The organism is Anaerosacchariphilus polymeriproducens (assembly GCF_003363435.1).
GTDB lineage: Bacteria > Bacillota > Clostridia > Lachnospirales > Lachnospiraceae > Anaerosacchariphilus > Anaerosacchariphilus polymeriproducens.
Genome location: NZ_QRCT01000026.1, coordinates 13,324 through 28,901 on the forward strand (window position 1 = coordinate 13,324; position 15,578 = coordinate 28,901).

A 15,578-nucleotide genomic window follows, 5' to 3' on the forward strand; every position below is an offset into this window, starting at 1 on the left:
TACATAGGAGGAGTACAATGAGTTTTTTTGAAGAACCAAACTTAGCAAAAACCATGGAAGAGACTGACAAAAAATGTCCTTCCTGTGGAGGTGTTATGGATTTTGATCCGGCAACCGGTGGATTAAGCTGCCCTTACTGTGGACACAAAGAGTCGATTCCGGTCGAAGAAGAAATCCCATCAAAAGCAGAAGAATTAGACTATGAATCTGCCGAATCAACTGAGAATTGTAACTGGGGTGTAGAGACCAAAACTGTAATATGTAAAGCATGTGGTGCCGAAACTATTTATGACTCCTTACAAATTGCAGCCGTCTGTCCATTCTGCGGCTCAAACCAGGTAATGGAAGCCAATGACAAAAATACATTAGCACCTGGAGGCGTTGTTCCTTTTCAGATAACAGATAAAGAAGCATCGGAATTATTCAAAAAATGGATCAAGAGAAAATGGTTTTGTCCAAAACTTGCAAAAGAAAGTGCCAAACCGAAAGCTTTTAATGGGGTATACTTTCCTTACTGGACTTTTGATACGAACACCTATGCAGATTATACGGCAGAATATGGGAAAAACCGCACTGTAAAAGTGAAAGATGGAGAAACCCGTATAGTTACAGATTGGTATCATACCTCTGGTTCTTATTCTACAAGAATAAACGATGAACTGGTACATGCATCGACTACTCATGATCAATTCATGCTTCTAGGCCTTGAACCTTTTGATACAGAAAACAACAAAGCTTACAAACCCGAATACATAGCCGGTTTTACTTCAGAGCGATATACCATCGGACTGAAAGAAGCTTGGGAAATCGCAAAATGTTCCATAAATAATAAACTCCGTAATGATATTTCTTCTCAGATACGCTCCGAACACTTTGCCGACCAGGTCCGTGATATACAGATGACCGCTATCTATCAGGATATTACATACAAATATTTACTGTTACCAGTTTGGATTTCCAACTATAAATATAATGACAAAGTTTATCAGTTTATGGTGAATGGACAGACAGGAAAAGTATCCGGAAAATCCCCTATCTCAAAAGGGCGCGTTGCTGTTGCAATACTTATCGGAATCATTTTAGCTATCATCTTTTATTTTTTCTATCAATCTTAAATACAAAATGTAAACCTTCCGAGAAATATCATTTTCTCAGAAGGTTTTCTTTTATCATTTCATTTCCCTAATATATCTTCTTTTCTATTTAATAAATCTTCACAAAAAAGAGATTGTTCCATATTTTCTACCCCAATACGATCAATTACCGCCCCTAATCTTTCTTTGGAATTGCCATTCTCTATGTACCAAAGAATCGTTTTCTCTAATAGTGGAGAAATTTCTTCTTCACTGACCAAACGTGATAATGGTGTTCCTACCCGAGTCTTTTTTCCCCAGGTTCCTCCTAAATAAATTTGATATTGTACTTTATCATGTCTCTTCACTGCATTGAATGGACATTTCCCTGAACAGACTCCGCAAGTCAGACAGATACGAGTATCTATTCTCATTTTTCCATCGATCAATTTGCAGGCCTTCATAGGACAGCTTTTTTCTATATTACATACTTTACAGCCTTTACACGCTTCCATATTATAATCAGGTGCTTTGTGCCCTTCTATCCCAAAATCATTAAGGCTTGGCTTCATACAGCTATTGGGGCATCCGCCTACTGCAATTTTAAACTTATGAGGAAGGTTAACGTCATGCCAGCCTTTATAATATTTCTCATGAATTTCTTTTGCTAATGCCTGTGTATCAAAATTACCATAAACACAAGTTGTTCCTTTGCATGCAGTTATCGGCCTAATTTTACTCCCGGTACCTCCAAAATATAGCCCGTGTTCTGCTGCATATGCTTTGGCATTCTCAATCTGCTCATATGGAATCCCAACTACTTCCGCAGTTAAACGTGTCGTAAACGCAACCTTTCCATTTCCATACCGATTTGCAATTTCCGCAATTGTTATTAAATCCTCTGCTGAAAAAACACATCCGGAAGGCAATATTCTACCTGAAAATTCTTCTGTCCCACGATTGATAAGAAATCCCTGTGCTTTTACTTCTTTTATCTGTGCAGGTAATATTTTTGCCATTTAACTTTCCTCCAAACTACTTTTGTATAGCTTGATTTTATCAAGGAAATACTATAAAATCAAACTACTAATTCAGATGCTTGTTTGATAATTTCGTCCGTACCTCCCAAAGTACTTAACGAATCTTTTAGTCGCTTTGCATTCTTTTCATAATCCTTATTGCCGGTTACTTTTTCAACCAACTGTTTCAACTTATCTGCTTGAAACCCGCTCTCAGACAAATAAATTCCTGCATGATTGTCTGCAATGGACTTTGCATTATATTTTCTCTCAAATACTTTACCCGGGCAAATAATCTGCGGCACCTCATAAAATATGGCATCCATAATACTATTCTGTCCACCATGATTGATATACACTGCTGTACTTGGTAATAATTCACTAAAATTAAACCTATCATTGATATGGATATTATCTTTATCTTCTTTCTTCAAGCCTCTTCCGGCTATGTACAATTCATATTCACTACCTTCAAACGCACTCCTCAATTCTTGGACCAGAATTTTCTGAGAAATTGTCCCATTTCCCATATAAGCTAATATCTTGTTTTTATTATTTTCAGTTACATAATCTGTTGGACGATGGAATGGCCCTGTGAATATCGTATTCGGTTTATCTACAGGCTCCAGATCATAACTACTAGGAATCACTCTTAAATCAGCTAATTCCATTAAATCTAGGGTTGATTTAACTTCCGGCAAATTCAACTCGTTTAAAACACGATTCACACCTTTACAATATTTGGGCGTGGAAGCAAAAGAAGACTGAATTGGATAACTATAACTGGTAATCACCGGCTTCTGTGTGACTAAAGCAGCGACAATTGCAGACATATTTGCTTCTGCATAAACAAAATCAGGATCAAAGTCTTTGATTGCATCCCGGATACATGAAACGCTGTGATAAAAATAGGAATAGGAAATAGCTCCTGTCAAATGGAGCACTTCTTCAAAACTATGAACGGTCTTCGCTTTAAGTAGTCCTAATTTCCCTACTATAGGGAAAACTCTTTTTCCTATCGGCGCTGGTAACCCTAACGGTATCGGAATTGGTATATAATAATTCCTTACACCTTCAATTTCTTCGTAATTAACATCTTTTGCAGCGCATAAAGCGACTTCAGATCCTTGATTGATAAATGCATTGGCTAACGTCTTTGCTCTTGAGAACGGTCCAGACGTTTCAACCATAGCAGCCATAGGTACAATTAATATTTTCATGTTTTAGCCCCTTTCTTGACAATTAGTTTCTCACTCCCCTTTTATATTTTAAATACCAACTATTGTATTGATACAAAATACTTTCATTTACAAACTTCTATAAAAGAAAAGTCTCACATCCTACAAAAAGGATTGTGAGACTTTTTTATTTTCAACTTATATTTTATTATATAACTCTTCGTACTGATAAAATTGTACGATATGTAGCGTTTCCTGTTACAATACCAAGTGCACTGTTTGCTGCATGAACAATCTGTCCATTACCCATATAAATAGCAACATGTCCACTGTAGCAAATCAAATCTCCCGGCTGCGCATCCGCATAACTTACTTCAACACCGGCGCCACGCTGTTCTCCAGATGTTCTAGGTAAACCTACACCAAAGTTCGCAAATACCGATTGTGTAAATCCTGAACAATCTGCTCCATTTGTTAAGCTTGTTCCGCCCCATACATAAGGGTTACCAACAAATTGTAACGCATATTGTACTACTGCTGAACCTTGTCCACTTCCGACAGGTACTGATGGTGCAGGATTGTTATTCGAGGATGGAGTATTTGGAGAAGACGGAGTGCTTGGAGAAGGTGGATTATTAGCCGCCCGTCTCTGAGCTTCTCTCTGCTCTGCTGCTCTGATTTCCGCATTCTTTGCTTCTACTTCTGCTTGATAAGCTGCTGCTTTTTCTTTCGCTTCTTCTAATTGTGAATCAAAATCAGCAACTTGTTCTTTCTTTTCTGATATCAGTGCCTGCAAAGAATTTTCTTGTTCCTTTTTCGCACTCTGCATTGATTCTAAATCTGCTTTATCATTTTCTAATTGTTTCTCCAGATTCAGTACCTTAGTTTTAGCTTCCTGATATTGCATCAATAGTTTACGATCTGATTCATATATCTTGTCCACATATTCAGCTTTATTTAATAAATCAGTAATACTGTCAGCATCTAAAAGAACGGAAACTAAAGTTGTATCTCCATTTTCATACATGAAACGAATTCTTTTTTTCATGTCTTCATACTGTTTCTTCTCTGTTGCTTTTGCTTTCTTTAAGTCTACACGACATAAATCCAATTCTTCCTGCTTGCTGTCTAATTCACCTTTTAAAATATCTATTTCAACTAACAAATCAACTAATTGTGAATCTAAATTTTTAATAGCTGATTTTGTTTCTTCTTTCGAGTTCTCAAGTGCATCAATACTGTTCTTCGCCGAATCCAGTTTTTCCTGAGCTTGCTGCTTTTCTTTCTGTAATGACGTAGCTTGTACACTCATTATGGGCTGAACAATTAATACTCCTGCTAAAAGCACATATGCCAGTTTCTTCATTCTTTATCCACTCTCCTATTTTATTAAATAAATGTTACACACTTATTAAATTTTATTTTATTTTCTATGATTTTTTTCTACTCCAAAAAGTAACCTTTAATGATTTTTCCCATATAAAGGGCGCATCATTTATGTTAACACTAGTATAGCACCAAATATTACAAAATGCAATTAAAAATTTAAAAACTTCCTTAATATTTTATTCCCTTATTCATACTTTGATAAAATTTGTTTCATATGTTGTTTGTATTGTTCTACTACGTTTTCAGGTGAGACTACTTTTACCCCCATACCGAATCCGCTTAGCCAAGCAAAAAATTGATTGCTCACTGCTACTTTTACTCTTATTAAAAAACAGTCATTTTCTGTTTTACGAATTGTAATATCTTTACCGAAACGATCAATTACTACACCAATTAAATGATTTGCAAACATAATGGTAACATCTTCATCTTTTCCGCCAAACATACCGAACGTTTTATTCCCATAACTGACCAGATCGAAATTTTCGAATTCTTCTTGTCCCATTCTTTTTTCGGAAATCACATCGATCTTTATCATTTTATCAACCCGGTAATGTTTAATCATAGATGCTTCTTCATCATAACCTATCATGTAATAATTTTCATCATCCCAAGTAAGAGCCCAAGGGCTTATTATATAGAAGTCACCTTCTTTTTTTAATTTCATTTCTTTATCTAAGGTCCATTCAAAATACTGGAATTTAATTTTGGTATTGGCTGAAATAGCACTGTGAATCATATCTACATTATAATAGATACTTTCATTCATAGTTTTAATCCGATTGGACACAAACACTTGACGCTGCAAATGTTTCGCATCAAATATACTGGTCAGACTTTCTATTTTCTTAATCAAATCCTTGGACTTTTTGTAAGTAATAAACTTAGAAGATTGAACAGCATCTACTAATAATTTCAATTCCGGCAGCTCAAAATATCGCTCCCCTACATAATATCCGGAAGGAGTCTCTTTCTGAAAAATAATATCCATTCCATACTGCTTTAATGTTTCAATATCGTTATAAATACTTTTTCTTTCTGCAGATATATCATATTCTGCAAGTCTGCTAATTATCTCGTGCATTGTCATAGGATGATTTTCATCGGTCTTATCTTGAAGAATTTCCATTAAGTAAACTAATTTTAACTTCTGATTCGGCGACTTTGCCATACATTCTCCTCCTAATACCATGACTTATGAAATTACTCTTTCCCTTTCATTATAAATGAGCAAGAAAAAAAAGCAACTTTTTTTTGTATTAACTTTTGTAGGTAAAGAAGAAATAAATTTCATGCTCCTGTTAATATTACGGATAAAAATGTACCCACTAATATGGAGGGGCCAAATGCAATCATATCTTTTCTTGATTTTCTTTTCATTATCAGAAGAAAAACAGAAACAATAAAAGCTATAATTAATGATGCCAGAACAGCGTTTGATACACCTACAAATCCTTGGAATAGTCCCATAATAGAAAATAATTTTACATCTCCCATTCCTATTTTCCCTTTCATAATTAATAAAACAATCATACAAACTACAAACAGACCAAATGCTGATATTACTTCCGATGTAAGCGTAAAAACTAAATTCTTTTGTGGAAAAAGAAATTCAAATACTAAAATTACACCACGGCAGATTAAAGATGTTATCAATAACTTATTAGGAATAATATATCTCTTATTATCAATCACTGCCATTGGAAATATTAAAGTTACAAGACAAACTCTTTTCAATAAATAAAGCGTTGTGAGACCTTGATAAAATACACTCATAAAGACTGCAAGAGAAAGACTGGACACGAGCATAATCAAAAAGAAAATCTTTTTCTTATTTGTCTCTGGCAGGACCATTTTTATTTTTCCGATAATTCCTTGAACACTTTTCCATCTTTTTTTCTGCATATAAACAAGATTTAAAATACAAAGTGCTACAGTAGCGATTACAACATACCAATTTACTACATTCACTTTAAGTCCCCTTTACTTAATCCATTACAACTGTTACCAACCTTCTATAGCTGTACATTTTGTAATACTAAATAATATCAATCTAATTCATCTTCTTTACAATCAATTATTATCTTATCACAATCAGAACAATACCATGCCGGTTGTTTTTTCATATCTCCAAAAGCATGTCTACCAATTCTAAAACCGTTTGATTTATCACTTTTATAGAACAAATGCGGCTTATCATATCTTGGTATCCATTCAATAGCCGGTGTAAGTATATAACCCAATTTCATTTCAGAATTACATATTGGACAATTCATAAATATCAACTCCACAATCTTATACTTAAATTTCTAAATTTTCAACTTGTAACATTTAATTTCCCTACACTTAACAATATCAATTCTTTTGATATAAAATAATCAAAAGACCAAAACCTGAAAAAGCAGAAAGTATTGTTCCTGCTAAATTCATGCTTTGTTCACTACCAAATTCCCAAGTATCGCTCATAAGTATAAATCCTATCCCACTAAAAAAAATAACAATTAAAATAAAAGTAATTATGTATTTTGTCTTACTTTTTATCAACCAAATCACCACCTGAATTAAACTTTGATTCATTTCTTGATAAACAGCAGAAATCTCAAGAATCAAATAATTTATCCTCTACCCTTAAAAATTCAAAAGATAAAACCCTTAATCCGCTCTATATCTGGAAATATTTTCCCACACCCCAAAACTATTGTCAACACATATACCAAACATACCAAACTCAAACCAAAAAACCATTACAATAACAATTCAAAAAATATAGCAATACATTAATAAAAATCTAAGAAAGACTAACCATTATAAAAACCTAATCAAAAAATCCATTACCAAAACCAGCAAGTTCCCCATCTGGATTCTCGCCTACTTGAATGTATTTAGGGAATCTTAGTTCTGGAAATGGATGCATTTGTCTGGAAATCCCACCTGTTTGAGAGCTAGCTCGAGTTTGGGATTTCCAGACACGTATTTTGCATCCAGATCCAGAACTTAGATTCCCTTAATACAAGAAACCCAAGAGAAGCCAGATGGGGAACTTGCCCTACTTTAGCTGACGAACAATCCCCCCATCAATCTCATAAACCTTATCGCACAAAAGATTAATATCATCCATATTATGAGTTGCAAGCAGAATCGTCTTCCCCTGTTTTTTCAAGTCCAAAAATAAATTTCTCATATCCTCAACACCTTCATTGTCCAAACCATTCATAGGCTCATCCAAAATCAATATTTGCTGTTCTTCCATAATAGCCTGAGCGATTGCAAGCCTCTGCTTCATTCCCATAGAATAATTACCTACTCTTTTTTTTGATGAGGGATTCAGTCCAACCAGTTTCATAATATTGCACAAATGTTCTCGGTTCTTCTTATTCTGAATCATATACAAGAATTCCAGATTCTTCATACCACTTCGAGTACTCAAAAAAGATGGCTCTTCAATAATAATCCCAGCTGTTGTAAGCATATCAATGTCTTTCTGCATTTCTTTCCCCTCGACCCATATACTTCCTTCATCTAATTTAAGAAATCCACATATCGCTTTAAACAACACTGTTTTCCCCGAACCATTCCTCCCTATGATTCCACATATTTCACCTTTATTACAACTGATATTAACATCATTTAATACACGAACATCTTTAAAACTTTTCCGAGCATGCAAAACTTTGATAATACCATTTTCATTTTCAATTACTTGTATCGTTTGTCCCTCTTTCATTTTACTCCTCCTTATTCCAACAAAAGTCAATCTTCCTAATCTTAATCAAAATTAGACCCGTCAATATACTTATCACTATTACCATAACTGCTATTACACATTTCACTGTGGGTTCATTCCCATTACCAAACAATACGTTGATATCCATCCACGAAATTGGTGATATCAATTCAATCCAATATACGATATAAGAAATATTTGCAGCCATAATAGAAAACACTGCAAAAAACATAGCTGCAACAACAGCACATAATCTAGAAATATATAGACTCACTGCAAACATAAAAAGCCCAATAAAGGATAAAACAAATCCTCCCACTAGGATTAATACTCCCAATCCTTGAAACGGTGTATAAGAATCCATTATTTTATAAGAAAAATCTAATTTAATATGATACTTTTCACAAGCATCCGTCAAAGCTAATGTGTATAGCACCTTTCCCCAGCCCGCTTCTAACATTACACTTGGTAATAATACAATAGCGCTCAAAAAAACTTCCAGCAGCATAAGAAAAAAACCACTTAATATAATTCCAATAATTTTCCCAAGTGCCCACTTTATCCTTCCTCTTCTGATGATTTGATAGATCTGGTCAGACTGCATAAAAGGTATTTTGGAATAAAAATACATGACTCCTGCTATAAAAAAGAATCTAAAATAGATATCTTTCATCAAAAACGGAAGAACCCATGTACTTACCGGGTAACTCGCACTAAGTGCAAATTTCTTAATAGGATATAAATATACGTGCATAATAAAAATTTGCAGTACTATAAATACAATTAATCTTACATTTATAAAGTTTTTCAAAAAGTCCCGAATACCGTCACGTATTTGCCATATTATTTTACTCAAATTGTATTTTCCCCTTTAACCGTGTATAAATTAAAACATAAAATACGACTACAAAACAAATGCCAATTCCTACAGAAAATAGATAAGAAATTAAATCATCCGAACATAGCCTGATCACTGAATTAAATATATCAACTAACCCTATTGATTGTTCTCCAAATATCTCTATCAATAGAATATCAAAAAAGTAATAGCCTATTACAGGCACTGACCATATTAAAAGTTTATTTCTGATAAACAAGGATAAATATGATCCAAACAATGCCAAGATTCCGGCTAATATCCCTTGCTGTATTCCAGACAAAAAGTAATATAGGTAAAAATCACCATTCTGCAGGATTCTGTGAAATCCCCCCGTAGTTAATAAGGTCTGTGAAACGGAATTCTCCTCGGTAATCCAGGGAAGAAACGTATGTAAAATAGTGATAAAGATAAGAAGTCCTAATATCATAGTAATCATAGCAGTTAAAAATATCACTATGACCTTGGAGCAGGTATAGAAACTCAACTTCCCTCTGATCACCTCTAAGTTAAAATAATTATTTTCACTATCTTCGCAAAAACAGGAAGCATAAGTGAAAGCGCAAAAGATGTAGCTGACCAAAACTGGAACTCCCTGTAAAACAAGTGTACATACATACACTATATTATTATTCAATTCAATATCATCGAAAATTGCGAAAAACATTACACCAACGACTCCAAAGATTCCGATTACAAATTTACACGAAAAGATAGAACGGTTAAAGTCCATTCTTAAATAACTTGAAAGTAAATTTCCATCTCTACTCATGATAAATTTCCTCCGCAGTCACCGCATCGATCACCATCTGTACTTTATTTTCCATGCCCTCTTCTGGAGTGTTTTCTTCTATTTCTAATATCCAGACAGGAAAAACATGATAAGAATCCTTTCCATTTAATATATCAACCATATAATACAACTCTGCTGATACTACTTTATAGGTAGAATCTCCCAAAATTCTATGATATTTATTGACAACAGTCTGAGCGATTTTATCAAATTCCGCTAGGGAAACCTGCTCTGTTTCCTTGGAAAAATCAAAGACTCTTTCTACCTCAAGATCCTCTATTCCATTCTTAGAATAAATGACTTTCACTGGTGAATAAGCTTCTGATACCTCATGAAAAATTTCTGCATACACATGATATACCGGTATTCCCTCAAATTCTTGCCCCGCAAAAAAATAGTAGCAATTATCATCTTCAGTCCATGATTCTTTATATGCACCATTATCTATCTGCCCATCCATATCAACACAATGTTCTTCTTTCTGTAAAGTCTGATAATCCAGGCAGTATACTTTATAAGATTGAATCTCAATCCCCACATTTGACAAACTCTTCTTTATGTTGGCAAACGCTTTTTTCCTAGACGCAAATGAAAAATCCACTTTTGCAGAATATTTATCCGCATTATAATCAGGTGAACTTTCCTCATTCCAAAATGAATTAAATATATATGGTGCTAATCTTGGATTCGAATAAATGACCCGTGAAGAGGGGGAGGTAATCGATAATTTAGTATTGTCAGGTGCAATATAATCAGTTATTTTTACCTTTCTTCCCTTCTTATCTCTCAATGAATCTTCCATTTTTTCATATTTTTTTACATCTGAAAAATATTCGAAAAGAGCCTTGTCTTTGTCTACAACATGCAAAGTTGCTTTCGTTGTAACAAACGGTTCTTTCCTATTCTTTATTACTAAATCGGTATCAAAAACTACATGTTCATACATCTTCTGATATCTTTCTGGAATCGAACAAGGTTGTATTTCATCACAAGTATTTATGATATCTTTGCTGACTTCTGTATTCTCAGATTCCACAGTTTGGTCACATGCTGCCAAAATACCTGAAACAATTGTTATAAAGAAGAATATTACTTTCCTTTTCATAATTTTTTCCATTTCTTTCGCTTCTCCTTAAGGTGTATACCTGCCTTTTGCAGTTATAGCCCTTAGAGATAAGCTTTGTATATACTTTGCTTCTAAATAATAATACTCACGTTCATGAGGTTTGATATAATAAGCAGAAAACTGCTTTTTATGTAATTCTCTGGATGATAATACTACTTGATCCGTATGGATATGTGGATAACTATATGAGACTGACTTTGCATAGATACAACCATCAACATTAAATGAAATAGGTGTTGCATAAAATACATATTCAAATTTATCACCACCAGCTTTCAGTGTCTTTTTTGACAATCGATCTTCATTTTTCCCGTTGTATGTTAATCTTACTGTAAAATACTGTGTTTGAGCAGTAACTCCCAATCCTACCAAACAAGTTAATAACAATACTCCTAATATCATTTTCTTAATTATTTTACGTTTTATCATAATTTATGCCTCCTTTTATGTTTTATATTAAAATACTAACATTAAAAAACAAAAGAATTTTGAAATTAGTAAAAATTTATAAGATTATTGTTGAAATATAATTTAATAATTAAATAAAAATAGAGTAATGTGCTTTTTTCCACATTACTCTACAAAATACGTCAATTTATTACTGAACTGTTTTTTTTCTTTTAATCTTTTTTACAATTCGCATTACAACAACTATAATTAAAGTTAGAATAACAACTATCAATACATAAACAACCACCGTAATATGATTCGGTTTCTGCAGTAAAGCTAGTATATTTTTACTATTATCAACTACTTTACGTTCTTGATTCCGATTGTAACGTTCAGGAATCTGTGAAATCCCATCTTTTTGTTCAAATGACTTAAGATATTCAACGATAGCATACCACTCTTTTACTTCTGTTTTTTTTCCATCGGAATTATCATAAATAATTTGTGATTCAAAATCTGTAATTGGGTTTCCATCCTTGGTCTTAGGTTGGATTTTAAGAAGTCCATGGGATTTCTCTCCCACTACCGACAGCATCTGTGCAGAATACAGACCCGCAGCTACACGATAAAGCTTTTCATCCTCAATTTCCTGCGCCGTTCCTTCTTCATTCACTAAAATAGTTTTAATTACTTTATTAAAAATGAAGCGATTAGGATTAAAGGTGAAGTTCATGCCTGATAAGAACAATTGTGCTTCTTTCATAATAGGAGTGATGGAAGCATCGACTTCACAGACTGTCTTCAATTCTTTTCCTGTCAAATATACACTGATTAGTGGATAACCGGGCAAATTATCCGCACCCATTCCTAAAGAACTGACATTAAAGGCATCCCAAACTGTTATATCCCCTTGAAAAAAGGTTCCCCTTATTGTACCTGCCGGAACAATTGCAGCAGACACTGGAATATAATCTTTTCCCTCCGCCTTTTTCACTGCATATATGTAAGAATCACTAATGAAATTACCCAAAAGAGATTCTTGATGATGTTTTATTATATTCTTGGGCGAATCAAAATAAAAGGATGATTGTGCTAGTACTTCATCGCATTTTAAGCGAAACTGATCAAAATACTTCTCCTGTACTATCTTCTTATAACTCTTAATACGGTCTGAAATCTTTTTATCTTCTTCCATTTTGTCATCAATTCCTCTTAAATCATAATGGTCCATCTTCCAATTTTTACTCTCTTTTTGAGAAAATTGTACGATTCCAAGATTTTTACCACTATCCTCACAAGAACCAATGACTGTATCTCCAACCACAATAGGTTCCGACAACTTTGTATGTGTATGACCGCTGATAATCAAATTAATGTCCGGCACTTTTTTTGCAAGAATTTCGTCTTCCGATTTGGATGCATCTTTATCCGTTCCTGAATGAGATAAGCAAATAATAAAATCCACTTTTTCCTGTTCTTTTAAAATTTGCACTTTTTGCTTTGCATGTTTAATCGGATCTTTAAATTGTACTTCGGACATTGGAGCCATAGATGCTGAACCTTCACCCATTATCCCAAAAATGCCTACTCTTACACCATTTCTTTCCAATACGGTGTATTCTTTGGCACCATATTCCTCCATTGCATGTTTCAGTTTCAACAATGTATCAGTAAGATTTCCTTGTTTATCTTTTGGATAACTGATATTAGATTGAACCAACTGTGGAAGTCTGCCTCCACTTTTCTTTGCTGCTTCTAGACTTTCTGCCAGTCCTGTTGCCCGATAATCAAATTCATGATTGCCCAAAGTAACAACATCATATCCCATCTCTCCCATAATACTAAGCTCAGGAGCATCTGATCTGAAAATCGTCTGAAATGGAGTTCCCATAGAAAAATCTCCGGCATCTAAAAGCAATGCCTCCTCATCCAGTTTTTTCTGTTCTTTTATAGCTGTTTGCAATCTTGCAAAACCACCACATTTCTCTACCTCTCCATTCTTTTCTGTTTTTAATGGAAGAAAATTATCGTGCAAATCATGGGTAAATAAAATGGTTATCTTCTTGTCTTGCTGACCTGCTGATGATTTACTTACAGATATTGGAAACAACACCAAGCCAATAACAATCAGGCAGCTCAAAAATAATTTAATATTTTTTTTCATATTATTTTCCTTTCGACAACTCTATTTAAATCCAGTCAAATCTTTAATTACTTCACCTGAAATAATCAAACCTGCCACTGAAGGTACAAAAGCTGTACTTCCCGGTGTCTGGCGTCGGGCGGAACCTTCCGGGATCTCTAACTGTTTCAAGGGTTTTTGGGGAGTTTCTTTTGAATAGACTACCTTAAGCTTTTTTATTCCTCTACTTTTCAGTTCCTTACGCATTACTTTCGCTAAAGGACATACGGAAGTTTGATAAATATCAGTTACTTCAAACCTGGTGGGATCCAATTTATTTCCTGCTCCCATAGCGCTGATAATCGGTACATCTGCCTTCTCAGTCTCTAGTACAAGTTGGATCTTACCTGCCACAGTATCGATCGCATCTACTACATAAGAGTAAAGAGAAAAATCGAATTGATCAGCAGATTCCGGAAGGAAAAACATTTTATGCACATAAACTTTTGCTTCCGGGTTTATATCTAAAATTCTTTCTTTCATTACATCTACCTTATATCTTCCAACTGTACTTGTTACTGCAACAATCTGGCGGTTTATATTACTCAAAGCAACGATATCATTATCAATCAAGTCAAAAATACCAACTCCGCTTCTGGCCAAAGCTTCTACAACATGACCTCCTACGCCTCCAATTCCAAATACTGCAACTCTGGCGCGGCTTAGTTTTCGTATTCCTTCTTCCCCTAATAAAATTTCCGTCCGCTCGAACCGATTATTTTCCATCGTTCTCTATTCCTCTCTATCTCTTCTTAAAAGTATTCAAATGTACGGAATGTCTGTCAATCATTTCTGACTAACAGACATTCATTTTTAGAGTAGAACTACTCCTTTATCTTGTGCATAATCTAATACTTCTTGCGGCCATACAGAAGATTGTACTTCTCCGATATGCGCTTTTCTTAAATAAAACATACAAATTCTAGATTGTCCAATTCCTCCACCAATGGTAAGGGGAAGTTTCCCTTCCAACAATGCTTTTTGAAACGGGAGCTGTGCTCTATCCATACATCCGCTCATCTCCAACTGTTCCTTCAGCGTTTCCTCATCTACTCGAATTCCCATGGAAGACAGTTCTAATGCAATATCAAGAATTGGATAATAAACAATAATATCACCATTCAGATTCCAGTCATCATAATCCGGTGCTCTTCCATCATGTTTTTCTCCGGACTTTAACGGACCGCCAATCTGTGTGATAAAAACTGCTCCATATTCTCTCGCAGCTTTATTTTCTCTTTCTTTTGGTGTAAGTTCCGGATATTTATCTTCCAATTCCTGAGATGATATAAATGTAATTTCTTCCGGCAGATATGTTTCGATGTAATCGTACTTTTGAGAAATATATTTTTCCGTTACTCTTAATGCTTCATAAACACTTTTCACTGTTTCTTTTAATGTTTCAATATTTCTTTCTTGTTTTGAAATTATTTTCTCCCAATCCCATTGATCTACAAAAATTGAATGTAGATTATCGGTATCTTCATCACGTCGGATCGCATTCATATCCGTATACAGGCCTTCGCCTTGATTGAATCCATATCGTCCCAAAGCATGACGTTTCCACTTTGCAAGGGAATGTACAATTTCAAACCTGGTTTCGTTCTGCTCTTTCACCCCGAAACTTACTGGTCTTTCCGTTCCATTTAAATTATCATTCAAACCACTTTCCGGTGTTACAAAAAGCGGTGCCGAAACTCTAGTCAAATTTAATTGTACTGCTAATTCTCTTTCAAAAAAATCCTTTACCTGTTTAATCGCTACTTCTGTCTGTTTTATATCCAAAGCTGATTCGTAACCATCCGGAATCACTATATTTTCCACTTT

At 34.4% G+C, this 15,578-nt stretch carries 16 protein-coding genes; 1 reads left to right on the forward strand and 15 read right to left on the reverse strand.

The window, feature by feature from the left end; all coding sequences use genetic code 11:
* Positions 1 to 17 precede the first annotated feature (17 nt).
* A complete protein-coding gene (locus DWV06_RS09475) occupies positions 18 to 1,115 on the forward strand; it encodes a hypothetical protein (RefSeq protein WP_115481944.1) in 1,098 nt (365 codons plus the stop codon).
* A 59-nt stretch (positions 1,116 to 1,174) separates the two neighbouring features.
* Here DWV06_RS09475 and DWV06_RS09480 read toward each other — a convergent pair whose 3' ends face one another.
* From DWV06_RS09480 to asnA, 15 genes are all read right to left on the reverse strand, one after another.
* Positions 1,175 to 2,092 carry a (4Fe-4S)-binding protein gene (locus DWV06_RS09480; protein WP_115481945.1) on the reverse strand — a complete coding sequence of 306 codons (918 nt, stop codon included), beginning with the start codon at positions 2,090 to 2,092 and terminating at the stop codon, positions 1,175 to 1,177.
* A 59-nt stretch (positions 2,093 to 2,151) separates the two neighbouring features.
* Positions 2,152 to 3,312: a glycosyltransferase gene (locus DWV06_RS18825; protein WP_115481946.1), complete on the reverse strand. Its 1,161-nt coding sequence runs from the start codon at positions 3,310 to 3,312 to the stop codon at positions 2,152 to 2,154.
* A 166-nt stretch (positions 3,313 to 3,478) separates the two neighbouring features.
* A complete protein-coding gene (locus tag DWV06_RS09490; RefSeq protein WP_115481947.1) occupies positions 3,479 to 4,636 on the reverse strand; it encodes a C40 family peptidase in 1,158 nt (385 codons plus the stop codon).
* A 207-nt stretch (positions 4,637 to 4,843) separates the two neighbouring features.
* Positions 4,844 to 5,830: a helix-turn-helix transcriptional regulator gene (locus tag DWV06_RS09495; protein ID WP_115481948.1), complete on the reverse strand. Its 987-nt coding sequence runs from the start codon at positions 5,828 to 5,830 to the stop codon at positions 4,844 to 4,846.
* A gap of 119 nt (positions 5,831 to 5,949) precedes the next feature.
* Positions 5,950 to 6,630, reverse strand: coding sequence for a prepilin peptidase (locus DWV06_RS09500; RefSeq protein WP_115481949.1), 681 nt, complete (start codon positions 6,628 to 6,630; stop codon positions 5,950 to 5,952).
* A gap of 77 nt (positions 6,631 to 6,707) precedes the next feature.
* On the reverse strand, positions 6,708 to 6,935 hold the full coding sequence (locus tag DWV06_RS09505) for a PF20097 family protein (protein ID WP_115481950.1): 228 nt from the start codon (positions 6,933 to 6,935) through the stop codon (positions 6,708 to 6,710).
* A 79-nt stretch (positions 6,936 to 7,014) separates the two neighbouring features.
* A complete protein-coding gene (locus DWV06_RS09510; RefSeq protein WP_115481951.1) occupies positions 7,015 to 7,269 on the reverse strand; it encodes a hypothetical protein in 255 nt (84 codons plus the stop codon).
* 436 nt (positions 7,270 to 7,705) lie between these two features.
* The gene (locus DWV06_RS09515; RefSeq protein ID WP_115481952.1) at positions 7,706 to 8,383 is read right to left on the reverse strand and encodes an ABC transporter ATP-binding protein; all 678 of its coding nucleotides are present in this window, start codon (positions 8,381 to 8,383) and stop codon (positions 7,706 to 7,708) included.
* Position 8,384: 1 nt separating this feature from the next.
* A complete protein-coding gene (locus tag DWV06_RS09520) occupies positions 8,385 to 9,239 on the reverse strand; it encodes a hypothetical protein (RefSeq protein ID WP_115481953.1) in 855 nt (284 codons plus the stop codon).
* Complete coding sequence (locus DWV06_RS09525) at positions 9,232 to 10,032, reverse strand: hypothetical protein (protein ID WP_115481954.1); 801 nt, start codon at positions 10,030 to 10,032, stop codon at positions 9,232 to 9,234. Before DWV06_RS09525 ends, DWV06_RS09520 begins: the two co-directional genes overlap by 8 nt.
* Positions 10,025 to 11,170, reverse strand: a complete 1,146-nt coding sequence (locus tag DWV06_RS09530; protein WP_115481955.1) for a hypothetical protein — start codon at positions 11,168 to 11,170, stop codon at positions 10,025 to 10,027. Before DWV06_RS09530 ends, DWV06_RS09525 begins: the two co-directional genes overlap by 8 nt.
* Positions 11,171 to 11,185: 15 nt before the next feature.
* Entirely contained in the window at positions 11,186 to 11,608 is a 423-nt protein-coding gene (locus DWV06_RS09535) for a hypothetical protein (RefSeq protein ID WP_115481956.1), read from the reverse strand.
* Positions 11,609 to 11,777: 169 nt separating this feature from the next.
* Positions 11,778 to 13,733 (reverse strand): bifunctional metallophosphatase/5'-nucleotidase, encoded by a 1,956-nt coding sequence (locus DWV06_RS09540; RefSeq protein WP_115481957.1) that lies wholly within the window; start codon positions 13,731 to 13,733, stop codon positions 11,778 to 11,780.
* A 21-nt stretch (positions 13,734 to 13,754) separates the two neighbouring features.
* Entirely contained in the window at positions 13,755 to 14,477 is a 723-nt protein-coding gene (locus tag DWV06_RS09545) for a tRNA threonylcarbamoyladenosine dehydratase (RefSeq protein WP_115481958.1), read from the reverse strand.
* Between the two features lie 87 nt (positions 14,478 to 14,564).
* Positions 14,565 to 15,575: an aspartate--ammonia ligase gene (gene asnA / locus DWV06_RS09550; RefSeq protein WP_115481959.1), complete on the reverse strand. Its 1,011-nt coding sequence runs from the start codon at positions 15,573 to 15,575 to the stop codon at positions 14,565 to 14,567.
* Positions 15,576 to 15,578 lie beyond the last annotated feature (3 nt).